Here is an 18,215-nt window from a genome sequence, read left to right on the forward strand (position 1 = left end):
AGCCTGACGTCGTGTCCGGCGTCACCACCTCCGGCCCCGCCGCACGGTGACAGCCGACACCGGCAGGCCGTAGATGTGGAACGAGGCGGCCCGCCCGCGAGTGACGGGTCACCGGGGCGCACGCGCCGGGGCGGGGCGGCGCATCGTCGATTCCCGGCGTACCGTTTATCGGACGCGGCACCGGAGTCGTCGGGTCCCCCGTTCCTGACGACCGGGCCGCCGCGGGTCGCCGGCAGGTCCCGTGCCGGCGACCCGCCTCTTCATGGCCTCGACTCACCGCGTGATCTGCGGTCTGAGCTGGACTTTCACCTACCGGACTTTACTCGGTTCTACCCTTGTTTACCGGCCTCAGTTGTACCCGTGGTGTACCCGTCGATCTTGCTGCCGCTGCTGACGGTACTGACTCAGGTCAACGGTCGGGGAGTCCACGAGGCTACGACGAGACGCCTGCGCGCGGCGCCACCCGATCCACTCGCCCAGGCGCAGCACCTCCAGCAGCACCGCCGGCCGCTGGGCCACCTGAAGCGTGACCACCATTACGGCGCTGACGGCGAGCACAAAAGCGCGGTCGCTGAGGTATCGCGCTCCCACGGTTGCCACCAGCATCCACGCGACCAGAACGCCGGCGACTAATCCCTTGATCGGCATCCAGGATCCCCTCATTTCCCCCACGCAAAATTTTGCTTAATGAAGAGTTAAGGAGACTGATCAAACACCCGGCCTGCCGGAGCGCGGTACCCCCGATCAGATGAGCGGCGGCTGTCGGCCCTACGGGGGTCTGGACAGCGCCGGGTATCGATGCTACCGGGGACACGATCTGTAGCTGACAGCTTGTCAGCATCCCAGCACCATGCACCGAGCGTGAGCGATCACTAAGGTGCCCATCAATGCAGCTTGTCGCCTCATCAATTCTTTGTGGCGAGACTTGCAAAATCGCGTAAAGAGCCTATATCGGAAGCCGGGGTGCTATGGCCACTGCACCTCGACCCGGACGCGGTCACCCGGATAAGCGTCCGCCAGCCCGTCAGGGCCGGTCACCACGAGCATCGGCACGCCGTCGGGCACCCGGAACGTCGCGCGTTCCTGTGGCGTCGGCATCCGGGTCGTGATCACCGAGCCCGGTCCCGCCTGAACGCTCTCGGGCTCCCGCCGCTCCGGCACGCGAGTGCCCCAGCCGTGCAGCACCTCCACCACGCCCTCGGCGCGGAGCGCGGCGATCGCCCGGCGGACGGTGGTCCGGCCGGCGCCGGTCTCCTGCATGAGTCGGGTCTCCGACGGCAGGCGCGTGCCCGGCCGCCACTCGCCGGTGACGACCCGCCGCCGCAGATCGTCGGCGAGCTGGCGCCACGCGGGCACACCCGACGCAGGGTCGATCATGGACGGTCACGCTATGGCGCGTCATCCTCACGTCCACACGTGGGCACGTGAGCATGAGTAAGCCGGCCACACGGGGCCGGCAGAGGGGGGTCGGATCAGCGCGCGGATCAGCCGATGGGCAGCGCTCCGTACACGCGCGCCACCCGACGCGCGTCCGAGACGCTGTGCAGCACCTCGACGACGTGGCCGTCCCGGTCGCGGGTCGCCCGCCAGGTCTCCAGCACCCATGCCGCGTCCGGCAGCCCGAGCGCGTCCTGCTCGGCCGCCGTGGGCAGCCGTGCCGCGACCTCCTCGGTGGCGTCGGCCAGGTCAACGCCAACGGCTGCCATCGCCGCGTACAGACCGCCGACGAGCTTGCCCTCACCGGCCAGCGGCGTACCCGCCGCGATTTCCTCGAGCACGTACGACTCCTGGAGCTGGGCCAGGTCGTCACCGGCGTACATCCGCCGGGTCCGCCGGACCAGCGGCGTCCCGGCCGCGGCCCCGAACCGAGCGGCTACCGCCGGCGACGCCGGCACCACCGCGACGTCGACCACCTCCGCGCGGCCGGCCACGCCCTGCTCGGCGCACGCGGTCTCCCACGGGCCCAGCTCCCGGCCCGGCCGCGCCGGGTCGGCGGACCCGGCGTAGTGCGCCAGCTCCAGCCGCACCGGTGGCCGCGCCACCGTCGTGCCCTGCTTGGTGGCCGACGTCAGCAAGCCGGCCGCCTTCAGCGTGGCCAGGGCGCGGCGCACCGTCTCCCGGGACACCCCGTGCTGCGCGGCCAGGTCGTGCTCGGTCGGCAGCTGGCTGCCCGGCGGGTACTGCCCGGACTCGATCGCCGCGCGCAGCTGCGCGGCGATCTCCCGATACCCGGTCATGGATCCTCCCTTCGTCCGATCACGCCACCAGTATGCGTACGCAAATCCTTGACGGGCCAGCAGATCCTCCTCACACTCGGTAGCACAGCGTTTTGCGTACGCAAATCATGACCGAGGGGAGGCGCACGATGACGGAATGGCTCGCCCGCCGCCACCGCGCCCAGGCGGACCGCGACCTGATGAGTCCGCGCACCATCGCCCGCAGCCTCGAAGCCCTGCCCCAGCTGCTCGGCGGCGCCCACGTACCCGAGCAGCCCGCCTGGACCTGCCCGGCCTGCGGCGGCGCCGCCTGGCCATGCTCGCCGGCGCGCACCATCCTGGCCGAGGCGTACGGCCCGGACCGCGCCGATCTCGCCATCTACGTCGGGCAGCTGCTCTTCGCTGCCGCGGCCAAACTGACCGCCACCCCGGCGCACGAGCTGAACGAGCGGTTCATCTCGTGGACCCAGTAGCCAAGACCTGGACCGCGGGCACCGTGCTGCGCATCGGCCGCGCCGCCGGCGTCCAGTACGGCGGCGACCGCGCGCTCACCATCCGGGTCGTCTCCGTCGACCCCCGCCCGACCTACGAGGGCAGCGCCTGGGTGACCGGCTACGTCCTCAACGCGGCGGGTGACGCCACCGCCAAGCGCGAGCTCTACATCGACGTCACCGCCGGCGTGGAGGTCCTGTCCAGCCCGGCCACCCGGCGCGCCGCCCGGCCCGCCAGCGGACAGCCGCGGCCGCCGGCCACCCGCGTACCGCCCCGGCGGACGCCCACCAGCCCGCCCCCGCACAGGGGCGGCCCCGGACGCGGCGATCGCAGCGCCGGCCGGGGCCTCGACCAGACCACCAAGGAGGCCTGATCATCATGCTCGATTCTCGTCACCCCCGCCGCGCCGTCAAGGTCGCGGCCGCCGTCGCCCTGCTCGTCGTCGGACTCGCCTGCGACGGCGAGGGCACCCGCAGCGACCGCGACCCCGCCGACCGGCAGGTCGACCCGAAGCGGAAGATGACCGCCGTCATCAACGCCAGCGGCGACGGCCCATACTCCGTCGTGGTCCGCGCGGCGAAGGCCGGCGACGACCGGGGCGACTACACCCGCAAGTCGGTCGCCGGCGGCGCGTACCGGCAGACCCTCGACTACACCTCCGGGCTGCGGATCACCATCACGATCACGGCCACCGGGCACCGCACGGACCCGCTGTCCTGCGAGATCACCGACGGCACCACCCGGGTCCGGGACCGGGCGGCCGGGACTGTGCAGTGCAAGCTCACGACCTCGCGGTGATGGCGCGGGCGAACCGGGCCAGGGCGAGCCGGATCCGCTGCCGCACAGTGGCGCGGCGGTAGGACTCGGGCGGGTTCAGCCGCCAGCCAGTGGTAGTCACGCCCCACAGTATGCGCCACCCAACGCACGGTGACGAGACCCGGCAGCAGCAGAGCGCCCCGCCCGGCCGCAGCCAGGCGGGGCGCTTCGCGTACGCGCGCTACTCGGCCGACTTCCCCGGGCGCCCGGGCCGCCGAGGCGGACCCGTGCGCTTGCGGTGCGCGGTGACCCGACGACGCACCTCGTGAACCGTCACGCCGGCGCGGTCGGCGACCTGGTCCTCGGGCAGCGCGTCGCGGGCCTCGGCGATGGCCGCGTCCATCTCAGCGGCGAGCGCAGCCTTCAGCGCCGGGGCGAGAGCGTGAAGATCCTGGTAGCGGTCCAGAGGGTCGGCGGCCGCCGACGCGGCGGCGAGCTGGTCGGCCAGAGCGCGAAGCGTGTCCATGCCAAAATTCTACACTACCCTATTGCGGATAATGCTAGGGCGCTATAGAATTTAGGCACAGACAGCGAGAGGGGCACCGAGATGGCGAGCTTCACCTGGCACAGCAGCAAGAAGTTCTGCGACGCCGAGGCGCACAAGGCCAGCCACGCCTGCCCCGACTGCGAGACCGCCAGCCAGTGCACCGGCTGTCTGGGCCAGATCGCCCCCGGCGAGGTCCACGCGATCTGCGCCGAGACCGGCGAGGTCGCCCACCCGGCCTGCAAGGCGGCAGCGGAGCGCGCCTGGGGCTACCTCTACTGAGCAATCGGCGGGCCGGCGGCGGGCGAGGGTGCGGGTCGCCCTCCGCCGGGAAATTCTAGGCCACCCTATTGCGCGGAATGCTAGGGCACTGTAGAATTTAGGTACAGAGAGCGAGAGGGAGACCGAGATGCAGACCACGATCCAGGCCAGCGCCACCGACGCCGACGCCCGCGACCTCGCCGAGGCCCGCCGCCTGGCCAACCAGCTCAAGACGATGACCCCAGACGGGATGGGCTACCGGAACACGGTCCGCCGGTACGAGCAGGTGGTGGCCCGCCTCGGCTACGACCCGATCAGCTGAGCAAGGGAGGGGCCCGGGAAACCGGGCCCCAGCCGGTCCTCCGCCGCCCTCTTGCAAGGTCAACTTCTCCGGGGGACCGGACACACGAAAGCGCCCCCACCCGGCCGCAGCCGAGCGGGGGCGCTTCGTCTTCGAGCAGGTTCAGTCGCTGAGCTCGCGCCGGTCGCCGGGCCGGACCGCAGCCAGCCGACGGCCAGCGTCGTCACGCGGGTCCGCCAGCGGCGTCACCACCGACTGGAGGTACACGCCGGCGACGGCGACCGCGACGGCCTGGACGAGCAGCAGCCACAGGATGGCCGTGGCGGGTAGCAGATCGGCCAGGCCGGCGAACCCGGTCACGGCAGTGAGAGCGGCCAGCGTCATCGTGATGATCAGGACAGGGCGGGGACGGCGGTCCATCATGCTCCTCCGTGGGATCGGATGTGGTCTTCCAGCCGGGTCTCCACGCGACCGATCGCATCGCGCAGCGTCGACCCGGAGTTCGGCTTGAGCTCCTTTTCGATCAGCGCCAGGCGCTCCGGCACACCCGGTACCGCGGCACGCCCGGGCCGAGCCGGCACCCCGTACCAGTCCTCCCGGAACTCGTCGTTCTGCCGGGCCAGCCGGCGCAGCGGCCGACCTATCACCGCGGCGAGCGTCAGCGCGGTGAGCACGACGCCGAGGATGACCCCGGCGGCGGCCCACGTCTGCAACGTCACGACGCCGGGACGGCGAGACCGGCGAGGACCTCGCGGATCGCGGCGACCAGCTCCGCCCGGCTGACCGGGCCGGTGTCGCCGTCGGGCAGCCCGGCGAGGACCTTGTCCGCCACCTCGGCGGCGACCTGGTCGAGGCGCTCGCGGATCCCGTCGGTGGCCGCCGGGAAGCCGGCCGCCATCGAGAGCAGCAGCGCCAGCGGCGACCCGGGAGCGGGCGCGGTGTAGCCGTCCTGCGCGCCCACCGGCGACAGGAGCCAGTTACGCAGGTTCGCCAAATCGGCGAGCACCGCGCCGACGGTGCGGTTCGCGTTGTCGGTGCGGCCGGTCAGCTTGTCGGTCTGCTCCATGTCGTCCTCCACGGGGGTCGGGGCCGGCGGCGGTGCCGGCGGCTTGATGAGGCCGATGTGCGTCAGGTAGCGGCGCATCAGCGCGGTCTGGTCCCGGCCCGCCTTGATGGCGTCCCGGAAGTAGGAGATGTGCGTGTGCCACCGGTGGCTGCTGTCGCCGGTGGTGCGCTTCCCGAGACGGTCCCACCGGCGGACGGTCTTGCCGTCGGTCGAGTAGATGACCTCGCGGATGTCCCGGGTGTCGGCGGTCCCGGCCTTGCACTGCGCGACCAGCCAGGCCGAGAAGGTCCGCAGGTTGTGGGTCGTGCCGCCGGAGCGGACCGAGAACTCGCCGACGTCGAGCGCGCACGCCCACTTCGCCAGGCCGGCCCGGTCCCGGGCCGACTCGATCACCGAGTAGTCCCGGGGGACGACCCGGTCGGAGCCGCAGTGGTAGCCGCCGCGGTGGGCCGGGTCGCCGACGATGCCGACCTCCGCCGGGTCCAGGTCGGCCGCAACGACCTTGCCGGGGTGGATGTCGAGGTGGTTCAGCAGCAGCCGGCGGGCGTCGAGCAGGTTCTTCGGAGCGGTGGTAGTCACCGGCGCCTCCTCCAGGATGATCGTCTGCCAGGTCGTCCGGTCTGGGCTGCTGCTCAGGTCCCACTCGTCCTTGTGGAACCAGCAGCAGGTCAGCGCGCCGTCCGCCGCGATGGCCTCGACCATCGCGCGCATCCATGCCGCCCGGCCCGGGCCGGCTTTCGCGCCCAACTCAGCAACCAGGTACGGCACGCCGGTCTCGGCGGCCACCGCGCGGGGGATGGTGAGCAGGTCGTCGGGGGTGCGGTAGCCGACGTCGGAGTAGACGTCCCAGCCCACGAAATCCACCGGCACCTTCGGCAGCCACCGGCGGCGGTCACCGGCCACTTTCTGCCACCAGTAGCGCGTGAACACCGGCCCGAGCCAGATCTCGTCCCGCATCGGGTGGGCGTCGAACGCCGGCACCAGCGTGCCCCAGGCGGCGTGGAACTCGTCGAGGGTCGGGTCGCCGGACTCAGGGCCCTGCTCCGGTTCGTGGTCCTCGGTGAGGAACAGCCGGAGTCCGGGCGGCTTCCGCCTGGACCAGGCCACGACGTCCGGCACCGGGTTGGTCTTGTACGACAGGTGCACGGGCACGCTGGCGGCGACCAGCGGCCCAAGTACCAGACTGTCCCACGCCGGCAGCGGATCGCCCCGGCCGACGAAGATCCGGGCTACCCCGGTGCCCCGGTAAGTATCCAGCATGTCGGCGACCTTCCGGCCGCCCGGGCACCAGCCGATCAGCGTCATCAGACATCCACTCCCAGCCCGAGGTACTCCGACGCCGGGCCGATCGGTTCGATGGACAGGTATCGGGGCGAGGCCGCCGAGGCGTGCACGTTGACCGTGCCGGTGGACGCCGCGACCGTCAGCGCCACGTCGGTGGTCAGGTCGGAGGCCGCGGAGCGGGTCAACACGACGGTGCCGGACACCATCACCGAGGTGCCGACCGTTGACCCCTTCGCCTCGACGCGGCCGTATTCGCCGTAGTCGGTGCCGCTCAGCCCGGTCTGCCGCAGCCGGAAGTGGGCAAGCACGCCGGCGGCGGACGCGTAGAGCAGGCCCCTCAGGTATGCCCGGTACGCCCACCCGCCTTTGAAGACCATGTTCGTGACGGTTAGGGACACTGCCTCCGCTGAGACACCCGTCTGCGCCGTCGGCGAGAACGCTTGGCCGCGGGCAGGGTCGTTGAGCCGGGCCGGGGTCAACCGCATGCCCGACCGCACGGTGATGGGCACGTCAGGTCCCCTCTCTCACAGCGACAGCACCGCGGGCTGCCACACGTCGACTTCGGTGCCGGCGGGCCAGGTCCGGGTCACGCCGTTGACGGCGCGGGCGGACAGGGTCACCCGCTGCGGGCTGATCAGCCGGACGTTGTCCACCGACACCACGACCGGGAGCGTGTTGGTGTTGCCGGACTCCAGGCGGGTCGCCAGGCCGCCGAGGGTGCCCGACGTCAGATCGCCGTCGGTCGCCTCGACCTGCCAGCCCGGTTCCGCGACGGTCGTCCGCCACGCCTTCGCGCGCAGCAGCGAGCCACGGGCGAACACGGCCACCCGCCACGTCGCGCCGGCCGCGTGGGTGCCGATGCCGGCCGCCGACGCGAGGCTGCCGGACAGGGCACCGCCGACACGCTTCAGCAGGACCAGGTCGACGCCGCCGCCGACCTTGATGTCCAGCCGCGCGCAGTAGTAGTTGCTGGTGTCCGCCGCCCGGAACAGCACCCAGTGCGTCACCGGCGCGCCGGTCGGCCCGGCGAGCGGGTTCGTGATCTCCACCAGCAGCGTCGGGTCGGTGGTGCCGAGGTCGACCAGGGCGTACCGGAGCACGTTGACGGTGCCGTTGGAGATCCGGCCGACGGTGCCGCTGGTGCTGTAGTCCGACGTCGCGCCGCCGGACACGGTCCACGCCTGCCCGGTGTCAGCCGCGCCCCAGCCGTTCGACACGGTGCGGGTGAACGTGTCCGCCGCGGCGGGGCCGATCGCCGAGGCGGCGACCTGTTCGGCGCCGACCCGCAGGCTCAGCGGGAAATCGGCGGCGTCCTCGGTCCACGGGCCGTTCTCGTCGGTGGACGCGAGCAGCATCGACATGTTCCCGGCCGCCAGGCCGAGGGTGGTGCTGCCGTCGGCCGGGACGCGGGCCGCGCCGTCGACCACCGCCACGTCCCACGGCGAGCCGGGAGACGCGTTGTAGGTGATCGTCCAGTCGTAGACGTCGAGCTGTTCGGCGTACCCCTGCGCCAGCACCTTGACCGGACCGGGCGGCAGCCACGGCGGGAGGGTCGTCAGCGACAGGGCGTCGCCGGCGTCGACCCGCGCCACCGCCTGCGTCAGAGCCGGATCGGATGCCAGCGCCTGCGCGGCGAGGTCTACCCGGATGCGCGGATAGCGGGCCTCGTCGACGGTGCCGAGCCACAGCCGCCAGCCCGCCTGATCGGGGAGCTGGTCGTCGGTGGCGACGTTGACGGTGTCCGACGTGTCGTAGGTGCCGACCCCGGCGGGCGGGTTCGCGGTCGACAGCGGCCCGGTGGTCTGCACGGCCCGCGCGGATCCGCCGTCGGGGCGGCTGACCGTGATGTCGTTGCGGGTCGCGTCGTCGTCGTCGACCGGGTCGAACGGCGGGCTGATGTGCCCGGCAGCGTAGTCGAGCGGCACCGCCGGCCGGTTGTAGAGGCTCGCCCGGGTCCGGTAGGTGAGGCCCAGGTGGCTGCGGGCGTCGGTGAGGATGCCGCCGTCGGCCTTGGCCGCATCCCTCAGCACGTCGAGCAGCGGCGCGATGGGCTGCGGCCCCATGACCTCCGTGTCGTGCGGGTAGCCCCACACGGTCACGGGGACGCCTTCCTCCGCGGCGAGGCGGATGATCCGGTTACCGGCGGTCTCGCCCGCGTAGCCGGTGGACACCTGGGCCAGGTTTTCGGCGAGGAACAGCCGCTGGTCGGCGACGGCCAGGTGGGAGACCAGGCCGTCCTGAAGGTAGGCAGAGCCGACGACCTCGACCTTGGTCGGATACCCGAAGGTGCCCGCGTAGGTGAACGGCGAGCCGGGCGACGCGTAGAAGCTGTTGCCGGCGTTCGTCCAGTACGGCCGCCAGGACACGTTCCCGCCGACCTGGGAAAACTCGACGTACATCAGCAACCAGCTCGTCAGCAGCACCCCGCCGTTGAGGATGCCCTCGTCGTCGACGACCGCGCCCGTGCGGCTGTACCCGACGAACCGGAAGCCGCCCGAGGACGCCTGCAAATCCCACCGGGCGACGGTGCCGCCGCTCGTGTGCAGCCGCAGGTAGGTGACGTCGCCGCCGCTGGGCTGCGACGGCAGCTTCATGAACAGCATCAGCGACCAGGTCGACGACCCGGGCCGGGCGACGACGGGCGAGCTGATGAACGACGTGAAGTCGGTCATCTGGGCCGCAGCCACTGTCCCGCCGAGCCGCCCGCTCGTGACCCCGAAGGTCACCTTGTAGGAGCTGCCCGCGCCGATGCCGGCGGCGGCGCTGGTCGGCCGGGTCGCGTTCTCGCCGTCCTCCAGCGGCAGGTACGCGGCCGGATTGGCTGCGGTCAGCGTCCGCCGCAGCGGCGAGATGACCGGGGAGTTGCCCTGCGACATGCGGCGGGTCACGCCGGCCGCCTCGACGGGCACCCAGCGGTCCTTGCCGGACACGTCCCAGCGGGGCGGCCACGCGCTCACCTCACCGTGGAAGCGGGCGCCGCGGTCGATGGGTATGGCCCCACCGGACCAGGTCCACGTGCGGCCCTGAGCATCAACGAGCTGGGTGTCCCCGGCCCGCAGGGTGGTGAAGTCCGGGGAGGCGACCAGAACGCCGCTGTGGCGCAGCTCGAAGCCGTACAGCTCGCCGTTCATGCCCCACGCGCCGAACGACGACACCCGGCCGACCTCGACGCCGTACGGCCCGGCCTTGACGCTGGTGGCGCCGAACGTGCCCTGGCTCAGCTGCGTCCAAGGCCCGGCGATCGTGGGTGCGGTGTAGAACGTCCGCACGCCGGTCGCCACGGTCAGGGTCACCCGCAACGCCAGCGACCCGTCCGGCAGCGGCGCCGGCCGGAACTGCCCGGAGTTGCTTCCGGTCAGCACGCTGGACCCGTTGACCCAGTAGAACTCCAGGTTCCCGGCGTCGCCGACCGCGAATGCCCAGGCGTCGTCTTTCCCGGCGATGAACGCGCGGGTGTGGTCGGTCCACTGCGGCAGCCGCAGCCACACCCGCACGTCCAGATCACCGGTGCCGTTGAGTGAGGTGTGCGGGCCGGTGACGGCGGCGCCCTGAGCGGCAGCGCCGGCGCCGCGCCGCCCGTCGACAGCCAGCGCCCCGCCCGGGCCGGCTTCGGCGACACGGACCCGGATCGGGGTGTTGCGGCCCAGCAGCCCGTAGTACGGGCTGCCCGGGTTCCGGCCCGAATACTTGCCGTCGCGGTGGTTCAGGACCAGGCCGCAGCGGGCCACCTCGACCTCGCTGCCCTCGTTCGGGCGGCCCCGGCTGATCGACACCCCGCCGCCGGAGCTGGCGGATCCGACACGCACGTCGGGAGTGACGTCGACCCAGCCGAGAGACGGGCCGAGGTGCAGCTCGGTGGTGAGACCGAGGGGGCTCGCCGGGAACGCCATCAGCCGCTCCTTCCGAGCACGACCTGCACGTTGCCGCCGCGCACCTTCACCGCGGCGCGCAGCATCTCCACCAGGAAGTCGGCCATCGGGGTGCCGTCAGACTCCAGCCGCAGCGTGGTCACACCCCCGCCGCCGGCCTGCGACAGCGGGGTGACCCGGGCGCCGGTGGGCAGATCCACGATCTCCGGCTCTCCGCCGTCACCGACGATCGCCGCGCCGCCGCGGGTGATGTTGCCGCCGCGGGCCAGCATCGGCAGGGTCGGCATGCTCCAGCCCATCCCGCCGATGCCGCCCGGGATCCACGACGGGGCCCGGAACGACAGCCGGCCGACGGTGCGGTTCCAGAACGAGGCGATCTGGTTGAAGCCCCACCGGAACGGCGCGAGGATGATCCGGCCGACGTTGGCCAGGCCGCGCCCAAGCCGCCCCGGCAGGGACAGGTACCAGTTCAGGAACCGGGCGCCGCCGGAGACGATCCCGTTGTACGCGCCCAGGATCCACTTCCTCCACAGGGTGTTGACGAACCAGTCGCCGACCGCGGCCGCCGCCGCCTTGACCGCGCCCCAGGAGACCCGCCACGCGGTCTGAAACCACGTCGTCTTGGTGGCGATCAGCACGATGATCCCGATCAGCGCGATGACCGCGAGCACGATCAGACCGATCGGGTTGGCGGTCATCGCCGCGTTAAGCACCCACTGCGCAGCCGCCCACGTCAGCGTCGCCGCCCTGGTCGCCACCATCGCCACCCGCTGCGCCGCCATGCCCACCACGGCGCGGGCCCGGGCCAGGATCCCGCCGTTGGTCGCCGCAGTCTCAGCCGCAGCCGCCGCCGTCGCGCCGCGGTGCACCGCGGTGTTCGCGATCAGCGCCTGCGTCTGCGCCTGGAGGGCAGCGCGCATGCCCCAGTTCGCGGCCACCTCAGCTACCCGGATGGGCAGGGCCACCACCGCGGCAATGTTCGCCGCGGTCTGCGCCGTCTTCGAGATCACGTAGCCGGCGGCGATGACCGGCAGCAACTTGGCCAGGGTGTCCAGGTGGCTCGCGGCGAAGGACACGACCTGGCCGGTGACGTTCAGGCCGTCGTTGAACTCGTCGCCGTGCGCGGCGACCACCGGGATGACCTGCCCGAGACCGGTCAGGATCGACCGCAGCGTCGACAGAACCTGCCCGACGCGTTCCTGACCCTCGGCGGACTCCAGCCACTGCCGCATCGCCGCCGACCCGGCCACCAGCGCGTCCAGGGTGCCGCCGCCGTTGTCGCCGGCGCCGAGCACCGCCTTGACCGACATCACCACGTTCCACGCCAGCGCACCGAACTGCCGCAGCGCCGTCAGCCCGGTGGAGATCCACCGCTGGGCATCGCCGGAACGGCGCGCGTTGATCGACCACTGCTCGAAGCGAGTAGCGATCGTGCCGACGTTCCCGGCGAGCCCGGGCAGGAAATTGGAGCCGACAGCCACCCACTGGAGCAGCCCGTTGACCACCGGCCGCACCGCCCGGGCCAGCCGGTCGGTGGTCTTCGCGGTGTTGTCGAGCAGCCGGTCGACGTCGCGCACGCCGGCGCTGGTGCGCAGCAGCCCCCCCGACTGCCGGATGGCCAGGTTGAAGCTGCCGCCCATCCGCCCCAGCCAGCCGGTCACCCGGGGCAGGTAGATGCCGGAGAGATCCCGCAGGTCACCGGCCACGTTGCGGAAGGTCGCCTGCTGGCCGGCCCGCGCCGCGCCAGCCCACGCCGGCGCGAGCGCCCGCAGCGTCAGGATCACGGCGCGGCCCGCCGGCGACAGCCTCGCGAGCGCCTCGGCGGCCGGGTCGATGCCGCCCGACGCGGCGCCGGCGCTGGACTCCCGCACCGCCTCCTGCGCGTCAGCGAGGCGCTGCGCGGCCTGCTCCACCTGCCGCTGTGCGTCACGCTGGCGCTCCAGCGCAGCCTGCACCGCGTCGCTGCCCTCGACGCCCTTGCGGGCGCCGTCCTCCTGTTCAGCAGCCAGGTCCTCGACCCGGTCCTTGACCTGCTCCACGGCCAACTTCGCCCGCTCGTAGGCGCGTTCGGCCTTGGCGATCTCCTCCGGCACCCCGCCCTGCCGAGCCCGGATCAGATCCCGCTCCGCGTCGGCGACCCCGGCGATTGCGTCTTCCTCGTCAAGGCGGGCCTCACGGACGCTGCGCGACAGGTCGTCCAGGCGTTCGGCTTCCTCCTGCCGGGCCCGGGTCACGGCTGCCTGCGCGGCCAGCGCAGCCCGCTGGGCGTCGGCCAGGGCGTCGGTTGCGGTTTTCACCTCCCGCTGGGCCTGAGCGACTCGGCGGCCCGCGCCTGCGGCCGACCCGCCGCCGCCCGTGGCGGCCTGGCCGGTCGCCTTCCACGCGTCGGCCAGCCCGAAGGTGACGGCGCGGGCCGCGCCGACAGCGGCGATGGTGCCGGCGATCGCCGCCGGCATCAGCCAGATCGCCCCGGCCGCGCCAGCCGCCGACGAGGCAAGCGCGATCGCGTGCGCGCCGGCCGACGCCATCGCCCCGCCGAGCACGACCGTGGACGCCGCCGAGGCGAGGTTCGCCGCACGCACCTGCCCCGCCGTGCGGGTCAGCAGCTGGCTGACGCCGCGGTCGCGGCCGACGGTGTTGAACACCAGGCTGGTATCCGACACGGCGAGGTCACCTCCCTACTTCTGCTTGGCCAGCTCGGCTTGCGCCTGGTCGACCTGGTCGCACGCGGCGAGGAACTGGTCGACGGTCAGCCGGTCCTGCTCGGACGGGGGGATGTGCAGCAGCGACGCGATGCTCAGGGCGTAGGCGTGGCGTCGCTCGGCGAGGGTGCTTTTCCCGGGTCGTCCGGGGCGTCGGCCAGCTGCTGGCGCAGCACCGCCAGGGTCAGCAGCCGGTCCTCGGGCGACAGGTCACCGTCGGGCAGCTTCTCCACCTCGGCGATCTCGGCCTCGATCTCGCTCTTGGTGCGCTCCAGCAGCAGCTCGTCGTCGAAGAAGTCGACGTCGGCGTACTTCAGCGTCGGATGCTGGCGGCGCAGCATCGTCCACAGCAGCGCCCGCCTGGCGCTGGTCTGGCCCTTGAGCAGCTGCGCCTTGAAGTCCGTGGCGTACGCCAGGCCGGTGTGCTTCTCGATGGCCTCCATCTCCATCACCCGCAGCCGGCCGGGCCGGTACTCCCACCGCTGCTCCTCGCCGTCCTCCGGCCGGTACACCAGGAACATTCAGCCTCTCCTCGCGATTCGTCGTGCACGGTTGTCCAGCGCCCGGGCGGCCGCCGCGTGCAGCCGGGCGTGCAGGCGCCGCAGGGGGTCGTCGAACCAGCCCGGCTGCCCGATCTGCGTCACCCACGTCTCGGTGTCGCCGAACACCGGGTGCCGCCAGCCCCGGCGGCTGTTCAGCCGCTTCGGCGCGTTCGCGAAGTTGCGCAGCATGATCTTCCGGGCGCGGATCCGGACACCGGCGCGGCGGCCGTCCACGCGTACCTGCGACTCGACGCCGGCGGCGACCGCGGCGCGTAGCGGCTCGTGGCCGTCGTCCAGGCCACCGGTGGCCATGCCCATCAGCGCGCCGCGTACCGCGGCCACCCCGGGCTCCAGCACCGCGTGCAGTTCGGCGGCCAGCTCGGTACGCCATTCCTCGCCGCCGGCCTCGTCGTCGAGCGCCCGGGCCACCCGCGCGAACGACCGGTGGTCGGGTTCGACGACGACGTGGTCCATCGTCAGGCCGTCGCCCGGCTGATCGGGCCGGAGGACGGGAACGTGTACGACGCCTCGTTGACGTCGCCCGGCGAGCCGGAGATCGGCGTCCAGTTCTTGATCAGGATGTTGCCGGTGTACTTCGGGTTCGAGGTACCCACCACCGCGTTGGTCGCCCGGGCCTCGAAGGTCACGACCTGGCCGAACAGCGCCCACATCGCGCTGTCGAGCGCCGACGCGGCGACGTCGTTCTTGAAGGTGACCGCGACGCCGCCGGAGGCCAGGCCGCCGAGGACCTCCTTCCAGCCCTGAGACGCGAACGTGGTCACGTCCTTCTCCTCGACCTCCGCGGTGACCTCGCACTTGGAGGTGTTGGCGGAGCGGTCGACACCGTTGACGGCCAGGTACGCGGCCTTGAGCACCATGAGCGGCATGGCGTATCTCCTTCGTGGTGGTGATGCTCAGGCCGAGACGCCGAGCGAGACGACGAACAGGAACGACGGGCCGGTGCCGGTGATCGTCCAGCTGGCCCGGTAGTACGTGTCGGTGCTCGCGCCGGCCACCCGGCGGGCCTCCCCACCGACCGCGGTCGCGGTGGTGAACGCGACCCGCTCAGTCGGGGACGGGAAACCGGTCGCGTCGTCGGATTGGATCTTCACTGCCAGGGACGGTGAGCCAGTGCCGGCGACGGACAGGACGTGCAGCGCGGCGACCAGCTCGCCGCCGGCAGGCACCGCCACGTGCAGCACCGACGCGCCGGTCCCGGTCGCGGTGCGGGCCAGGCCCGGCGGGTGCAGCAGCACCCCGCGCGCCAGCGGCGACGTCGACGACCAGGCCGCCGACCACGGCGCGACCTCGCCCTGCCCGCCGAGCAGCTGATACTGGCCCTGCATCGCGGCCATCACGTAGGCGGTGTCACCGACGGCGGCGCCGCGCGGGCACGCCGTCCACGCGCCGACGCCACCGAGCGCGGCCCACAGCGCGTCGTCGACCTTCGACGGGTCACCGGCCTCCCAGAACCCGGAAGCGGTCAGCTTCGCCGACTTCGTGCCGGCCATGACCTCTTTCCACACCTTGTCCGTGGCGGGGTCGTAGGAGCCGAACGTGGTCACGTCGCGTTCCTCGGCCTCGGCCTGCGGCTCCACCTTGTTGGCGCGGCCGGTCAGGTCGACGCCGCCGTTGAACAGCCGGACGTTCTTCAGGATCTCCGCCACGGCCTACCCCTCTCCGCTGTCGAACCCGATGACCCGCACCGGCCACTCACCGCCGTAGAAGGTGACGTCGCCGACCCGGTAGAGCCGGTGCCCTTGGAATCGGCGCACGTGCAGGTCGTGGATCTGCCCGCCGAGGGTCGGCTCGGCTTCCAGCGCGGCCTTGACGCTGGCCGGCCCGGCGGGACGCATGAACTGCTGGAGCCGGGCCTGGCCGGATCGGTCGTCGGCGCGGGAGACCAGCAGCCGCACCAGCACCTCGGCGTCGACCAGGCCGCCGAAGCTCTGGTCGTAGTTGATGACCCACTCACCCACGTACAGGTGCGGCGGCTCGACCGAGTCCGGCACGAACGGATCCGCGCGCAGGATCCCCGGCACCTTCCTGCCGGTGTCCGCGAGGCGCTCGGAGACCGCGGCGAAGTCCACCGGTCAGCTGCCCTTGCGCTTCGCCGCGCCGCCCGGGAGCTGCGGGCTGTCCTCTTCCTCGGCGGGCGGGGTGGCCAGCGGAGCACGGCGGCGGGCGTCTGTCCCGCCGTGCTCGCCGGCGGCCGCGGCCTCCGCGAGGGCCGCCAGGTCGACCTGGCGGGCCCAGAAACGGCCCTGCGCGTCGATCGCGGCGACCGCGTCCGCGTCGCCGGCCTGCTCGGCGGCGGCGCGGTCGGCGTCGAGCCGGGCCAGGGTCTGCACCGCGATGATCTGCTGGTCGACGCGGTGCACCTCGGCCAGCTGTCCGGCGGCCGCGTGCTCGTCGCGCTGACGAGCGAGCGCGGCCAGGATCGGATCGGTGTCTGTGCTCACGTGGCGGCTCCTCAGCGCAGGGTGAACGGGACGAGCAGGGTGGCCACGTCCGGGTCGACGCGGGCCATGCGCACGGCCCCGCCCCAGTCGGCGGACCCGAACACCCCCTCGGGGGTGTCCTTGCGCTTGTTGAGCCGGCTCGCCTGGAGCAGCGCCGCCTCGGCGACCGTGTCCGGCACCGCCGGCCACCCGGGCCGGGCGGTGATCCGCACCCGGCTGCGGCTGGTCCAGTTGCCGCGCAGCCCGGTCACGGGCCACCCCGGCCGGACCGGCTCCTCCGGCTCGAAGTCGGTGAAGGTGGTCCAGGCACCGGTGCGGCTGGTGCGCACCTGTACCACCAGGCCGGTGGTGTCGGCGATGTCGTCGACTAGCAGCAGCAGCCCGTCGGGGTTGTTGTCGTCGAGCAGCCGGCCCGCCGTGGGCATGCTGCGGGTGATGACCGTACGGCCGCGGTAGAAAAAGCGGCCACAGTGGTCGTCGATGCTGCGGCACGCCGCGGCCAGCTTCTGCCCCAGCAGCACGTCCCGCGTGGCGTCGGTGGGCGTGATCCCCAAGCTCTCCTTGAGCAGGGACAGCGGAATGTACGTGGGCGGAGCCGGGTCACCGACATCGACACTGCCGTGCGTGACGTCATCGACGAGGCCCGTCGCCGTCCACGTCCACGCCCACTGCCCGGCCGAGTCAGCCAGGAACGACGCGTCGTACACGCCGAGGGAGGCCCGGGACACGGCCGGAGCCGGAGACAGCAGCGTGCCGTCGGGCCGGGTCACGACGACGGTCACGGTCGCGTCGGTCAGTGCACCGTCGGCGTCGCGGACCCGGTGCCGCAGGTCAATCCGGTCACCCACATCGCGGCTGGTCACATCCACCTCCCGGCAGAGTCCGTGGTGAGTCGCCCGCCCGTGGTGTCCGTGACGATGCGGGCAGCGGCGCCCGACGACGACCCGGCCTGCCCCCACCAGCGCGCCCCCAGCGCGGGCAGCGCGGCGGTGAAAGCGGCGTCGTCGGCGGCGGCCGCGGCGATCTGGCCGGTGAGCGCGGGCAGCGTCGCGGTGAGCGCGGCGTCGGTGCCGAGGGCCGGCAGCTCGACCAGCAGCGCCAGCATCGACCCGGTCACATCCGAGGTGACCAGGTCACCGCCGTACGAGCCAGACGCGGCGGCCACCTGGTGGCCGGCGGCCGCGCGGATGTTCGCGTTGGCCGTGGGCCGGCTGGTCGCGTGGTCGACGGGCTTCGTGTACGCGCCCGGCAGCGTGATGACGGTCGGGATGGTGCTGGAGGCGACCCGGCAGTGAGCGGCAGCCACGAGCGCCGCGCCGGCGGCGACGCCCGGCAGCGTCGGCAAGGTCAGCGGACTGCCGGCCGCCGAGCTGACTGCGACCTGGGCGATGCCGCCGACGCCGCGCAGCACAACCATCGTCCACGCGCAGGTGATCGCGCCGGACGGGGTCAGGGTCGGCGGAGCGTCGCCGCTCTGAAGTTCTCGCGTCCACGCGTAGAGCCGCGAGTTGCTGCCCTCAGAAACCGGCCACGACGGGCCGGCCGGAGCCGACCAGCCCGCCGAGGAGGTCAGGGCCAGCGCCGCGCCGGACGGGTGCCCGAACAGCAGCGCGCGGTCGCCGGGCTGCCAGTCAGCGTGGAACGCCGTGGCGATCGGGGTACTGACGGTGCCGGCACCGGTGTTACCCGAGGCTGCACCCACGACGACGGCCGCCACCAG

General features: G+C 72.7%; 23 protein-coding genes. 5 read left to right on the top strand and 18 right to left on the bottom strand.

The genetic code is table 11. The features are described 5' to 3' along the window. Positions 1-348: 348 nt before the first annotated feature. The 3 genes from V6U82_RS07240 to V6U82_RS07250 all read right to left on the bottom strand — a co-directional run bounded on the left by V6U82_RS07240 (position 349) and on the right by V6U82_RS07250 (position 2,237). Positions 349-648, bottom strand: a complete 300-nt coding sequence (locus V6U82_RS07240) for a hypothetical protein (protein WP_030270561.1) — start codon at positions 646-648, stop codon at positions 349-351. A 318-nt stretch (positions 649-966) separates the two neighbouring features. Then, a complete protein-coding gene (locus tag V6U82_RS07245; RefSeq protein ID WP_030270563.1) occupies positions 967-1,377 on the bottom strand; it encodes a winged helix-turn-helix domain-containing protein in 411 nt (136 codons plus the stop codon). Between the two features lie 107 nt (positions 1,378-1,484). Next, positions 1,485-2,237 carry a GntR family transcriptional regulator gene (locus V6U82_RS07250; protein ID WP_030270565.1) on the bottom strand — a complete coding sequence of 251 codons (753 nt, stop codon included), beginning with the start codon at positions 2,235-2,237 and terminating at the stop codon, positions 1,485-1,487. A 128-nt stretch (positions 2,238-2,365) separates the two neighbouring features. Between V6U82_RS07250 and V6U82_RS07255 the strand changes: the two genes are divergently transcribed. The 3 genes from V6U82_RS07255 to V6U82_RS07265 are packed head-to-tail and all read left to right on the top strand — an operon-like array spanning position 2,366 to position 3,506. Then, the gene (locus tag V6U82_RS07255; RefSeq protein WP_084588803.1) at positions 2,366-2,689 is read left to right on the top strand and encodes a hypothetical protein; all 324 of its coding nucleotides are present in this window, start codon (positions 2,366-2,368) and stop codon (positions 2,687-2,689) included. Continuing rightward, on the top strand, positions 2,677-3,081 hold the full coding sequence (locus V6U82_RS07260; RefSeq protein ID WP_198039653.1) for a hypothetical protein: 405 nt from the start codon (positions 2,677-2,679) through the stop codon (positions 3,079-3,081). Before V6U82_RS07255 ends, V6U82_RS07260 begins: the two co-directional genes overlap by 13 nt. Before the next feature lie 5 nt (positions 3,082-3,086). Beyond that, the gene (locus V6U82_RS07265) at positions 3,087-3,506 is read left to right on the top strand and encodes a hypothetical protein (protein ID WP_030270575.1); all 420 of its coding nucleotides are present in this window, start codon (positions 3,087-3,089) and stop codon (positions 3,504-3,506) included. A gap of 199 nt (positions 3,507-3,705) precedes the next feature. Here the strand turns inward: V6U82_RS07265 and V6U82_RS07270 are convergent, their stop codons facing one another. Then, entirely contained in the window at positions 3,706-3,990 is a 285-nt protein-coding gene (locus V6U82_RS07270) for a hypothetical protein (RefSeq protein WP_030270577.1), read from the bottom strand. Positions 3,991-4,071: 81 nt separating this feature from the next. Between V6U82_RS07270 and V6U82_RS07275 the strand changes: the two genes are divergently transcribed. Both V6U82_RS07275 and V6U82_RS07280 read left to right on the top strand, forming a co-directional pair. Then, positions 4,072-4,290: a hypothetical protein gene (locus V6U82_RS07275; protein ID WP_030270579.1), complete on the top strand. Its 219-nt coding sequence runs from the start codon at positions 4,072-4,074 to the stop codon at positions 4,288-4,290. A 127-nt stretch (positions 4,291-4,417) separates the two neighbouring features. Further along, the gene (locus V6U82_RS07280) at positions 4,418-4,591 is read left to right on the top strand and encodes a hypothetical protein (protein WP_157551468.1); all 174 of its coding nucleotides are present in this window, start codon (positions 4,418-4,420) and stop codon (positions 4,589-4,591) included. Positions 4,592-4,732: 141 nt separating this feature from the next. On the opposite strand, the gene V6U82_RS07285 is transcribed toward V6U82_RS07280, so the two are convergent. The 14 genes from V6U82_RS07285 to V6U82_RS07350 form a co-directional block, all read right to left on the bottom strand. Beyond that, positions 4,733-4,954 carry a hypothetical protein gene (locus tag V6U82_RS07285; protein WP_334459969.1) on the bottom strand — a complete coding sequence of 74 codons (222 nt, stop codon included), beginning with the start codon at positions 4,952-4,954 and terminating at the stop codon, positions 4,733-4,735. A gap of 35 nt (positions 4,955-4,989) precedes the next feature. Next, positions 4,990-5,244 carry a hypothetical protein gene (locus V6U82_RS07290; protein ID WP_198039654.1) on the bottom strand — a complete coding sequence of 85 codons (255 nt, stop codon included), beginning with the start codon at positions 5,242-5,244 and terminating at the stop codon, positions 4,990-4,992. Positions 5,245-5,285: 41 nt separating this feature from the next. Then, the gene (locus V6U82_RS07295) at positions 5,286-6,941 is read right to left on the bottom strand and encodes a hypothetical protein (RefSeq protein ID WP_334459970.1); all 1,656 of its coding nucleotides are present in this window, start codon (positions 6,939-6,941) and stop codon (positions 5,286-5,288) included. Beyond that, the gene (locus V6U82_RS07300) at positions 6,941-7,297 is read right to left on the bottom strand and encodes a hypothetical protein (protein WP_030270592.1); all 357 of its coding nucleotides are present in this window, start codon (positions 7,295-7,297) and stop codon (positions 6,941-6,943) included. The genes V6U82_RS07295 and V6U82_RS07300 overlap by 1 nt, the downstream gene beginning before the upstream one ends. 147 nt (positions 7,298-7,444) lie before the next feature. Beyond that, positions 7,445-10,810, bottom strand: coding sequence for a hypothetical protein (locus V6U82_RS07305; protein WP_334459972.1), 3,366 nt, complete (start codon positions 10,808-10,810; stop codon positions 7,445-7,447). Beyond that, positions 10,810-13,452 carry a hypothetical protein gene (locus tag V6U82_RS07310; protein ID WP_334459973.1) on the bottom strand — a complete coding sequence of 881 codons (2,643 nt, stop codon included), beginning with the start codon at positions 13,450-13,452 and terminating at the stop codon, positions 10,810-10,812. The genes V6U82_RS07305 and V6U82_RS07310 overlap by 1 nt, the downstream gene beginning before the upstream one ends. A 134-nt stretch (positions 13,453-13,586) precedes the next feature. Continuing rightward, complete coding sequence (locus V6U82_RS07315; RefSeq protein ID WP_334459974.1) at positions 13,587-14,012, bottom strand: hypothetical protein; 426 nt, start codon at positions 14,010-14,012, stop codon at positions 13,587-13,589. Then, positions 14,013-14,507, bottom strand: a complete 495-nt coding sequence (locus V6U82_RS07320; RefSeq protein ID WP_187690005.1) for a hypothetical protein — start codon at positions 14,505-14,507, stop codon at positions 14,013-14,015. It abuts the gene before it with no gap. A 2-nt stretch (positions 14,508-14,509) separates the two neighbouring features. Beyond that, on the bottom strand, positions 14,510-14,920 hold the full coding sequence (locus tag V6U82_RS07325; RefSeq protein WP_030270601.1) for a phage tail tube protein: 411 nt from the start codon (positions 14,918-14,920) through the stop codon (positions 14,510-14,512). A 27-nt stretch (positions 14,921-14,947) separates the two neighbouring features. Then, positions 14,948-15,700 carry a hypothetical protein gene (locus tag V6U82_RS07330; protein WP_334459976.1) on the bottom strand — a complete coding sequence of 251 codons (753 nt, stop codon included), beginning with the start codon at positions 15,698-15,700 and terminating at the stop codon, positions 14,948-14,950. Positions 15,701-15,703: 3 nt separating this feature from the next. Continuing rightward, complete coding sequence (locus V6U82_RS07335; protein ID WP_030270605.1) at positions 15,704-16,123, bottom strand: hypothetical protein; 420 nt, start codon at positions 16,121-16,123, stop codon at positions 15,704-15,706. Between the two features lie 3 nt (positions 16,124-16,126). Continuing rightward, on the bottom strand, positions 16,127-16,495 hold the full coding sequence (locus tag V6U82_RS07340) for a hypothetical protein (protein ID WP_334459979.1): 369 nt from the start codon (positions 16,493-16,495) through the stop codon (positions 16,127-16,129). An 11-nt stretch (positions 16,496-16,506) separates the two neighbouring features. Next, entirely contained in the window at positions 16,507-17,358 is an 852-nt protein-coding gene (locus V6U82_RS07345) for a hypothetical protein (RefSeq protein ID WP_334459982.1), read from the bottom strand. Continuing rightward, the gene (locus V6U82_RS07350) at positions 17,355-18,212 is read right to left on the bottom strand and encodes a hypothetical protein (RefSeq protein ID WP_334459984.1); all 858 of its coding nucleotides are present in this window, start codon (positions 18,210-18,212) and stop codon (positions 17,355-17,357) included. The genes V6U82_RS07345 and V6U82_RS07350 overlap by 4 nt, the downstream gene beginning before the upstream one ends. Between the last annotated feature and the right edge of the window lie 3 nt (positions 18,213-18,215).

It is taken from the genome of Micromonospora sp. CPCC 205554, assembly GCF_036902745.1.
Lineage (GTDB): Bacteria > Actinomycetota > Actinomycetes > Mycobacteriales > Micromonosporaceae > Micromonospora > Micromonospora tulbaghiae.

What these genes read in the sequence shown, in the direction of transcription:
- V6U82_RS07275 (WP_030270579.1), top strand. Translation starts at nt 4,072, where the DNA reads ATGGCGAGCTTCACCTGGCACAGCAGCAAGAAGTTCTGCGACGCCGAG.
- V6U82_RS07255 (WP_084588803.1), top strand. Translation starts at nt 2,366, where the DNA reads ATGACGGAATGGCTCGCCCGCCGCCACCGCGCCCAGGCGGACCGCGAC.
- V6U82_RS07315 (WP_334459974.1), bottom strand. Translation starts at nt 14,012, where the DNA reads ATGTTCCTGGTGTACCGGCCGGAGGACGGCGAGGAGCAGCGGTGGGAG.
- V6U82_RS07245 (WP_030270563.1), bottom strand. Translation starts at nt 1,377, where the DNA reads ATGATCGACCCTGCGTCGGGTGTGCCCGCGTGGCGCCAGCTCGCCGAC.
- V6U82_RS07320 (WP_187690005.1), bottom strand. Translation starts at nt 14,507, where the DNA reads ATGGACCACGTCGTCGTCGAACCCGACCACCGGTCGTTCGCGCGGGTG.
- V6U82_RS07250 (WP_030270565.1), bottom strand. Translation starts at nt 2,237, where the DNA reads ATGACCGGGTATCGGGAGATCGCCGCGCAGCTGCGCGCGGCGATCGAG.
- V6U82_RS07285 (WP_334459969.1), bottom strand. Translation starts at nt 4,954, where the DNA reads ATGACGCTGGCCGCTCTCACTGCCGTGACCGGGTTCGCCGGCCTGGCC.
- V6U82_RS07240 (WP_030270561.1), bottom strand. Translation starts at nt 648, where the DNA reads ATGCCGATCAAGGGATTAGTCGCCGGCGTTCTGGTCGCGTGGATGCTG.
- V6U82_RS07295 (WP_334459970.1), bottom strand. Translation starts at nt 6,941, where the DNA reads ATGACGCTGATCGGCTGGTGCCCGGGCGGCCGGAAGGTCGCCGACATG.
- V6U82_RS07270 (WP_030270577.1), bottom strand. Translation starts at nt 3,990, where the DNA reads ATGGACACGCTTCGCGCTCTGGCCGACCAGCTCGCCGCCGCGTCGGCG.
- V6U82_RS07300 (WP_030270592.1), bottom strand. Translation starts at nt 7,297, where the DNA reads ATGGTCTTCAAAGGCGGGTGGGCGTACCGGGCATACCTGAGGGGCCTG.
- V6U82_RS07305 (WP_334459972.1), bottom strand. Translation starts at nt 10,810, where the DNA reads ATGGCGTTCCCGGCGAGCCCCCTCGGTCTCACCACCGAGCTGCACCTC.
- V6U82_RS07325 (WP_030270601.1), bottom strand. Translation starts at nt 14,920, where the DNA reads ATGCCGCTCATGGTGCTCAAGGCCGCGTACCTGGCCGTCAACGGTGTC.
- V6U82_RS07265 (WP_030270575.1), top strand. Translation starts at nt 3,087, where the DNA reads ATGCTCGATTCTCGTCACCCCCGCCGCGCCGTCAAGGTCGCGGCCGCC.
- V6U82_RS07280 (WP_157551468.1), top strand. Translation starts at nt 4,418, where the DNA reads ATGCAGACCACGATCCAGGCCAGCGCCACCGACGCCGACGCCCGCGAC.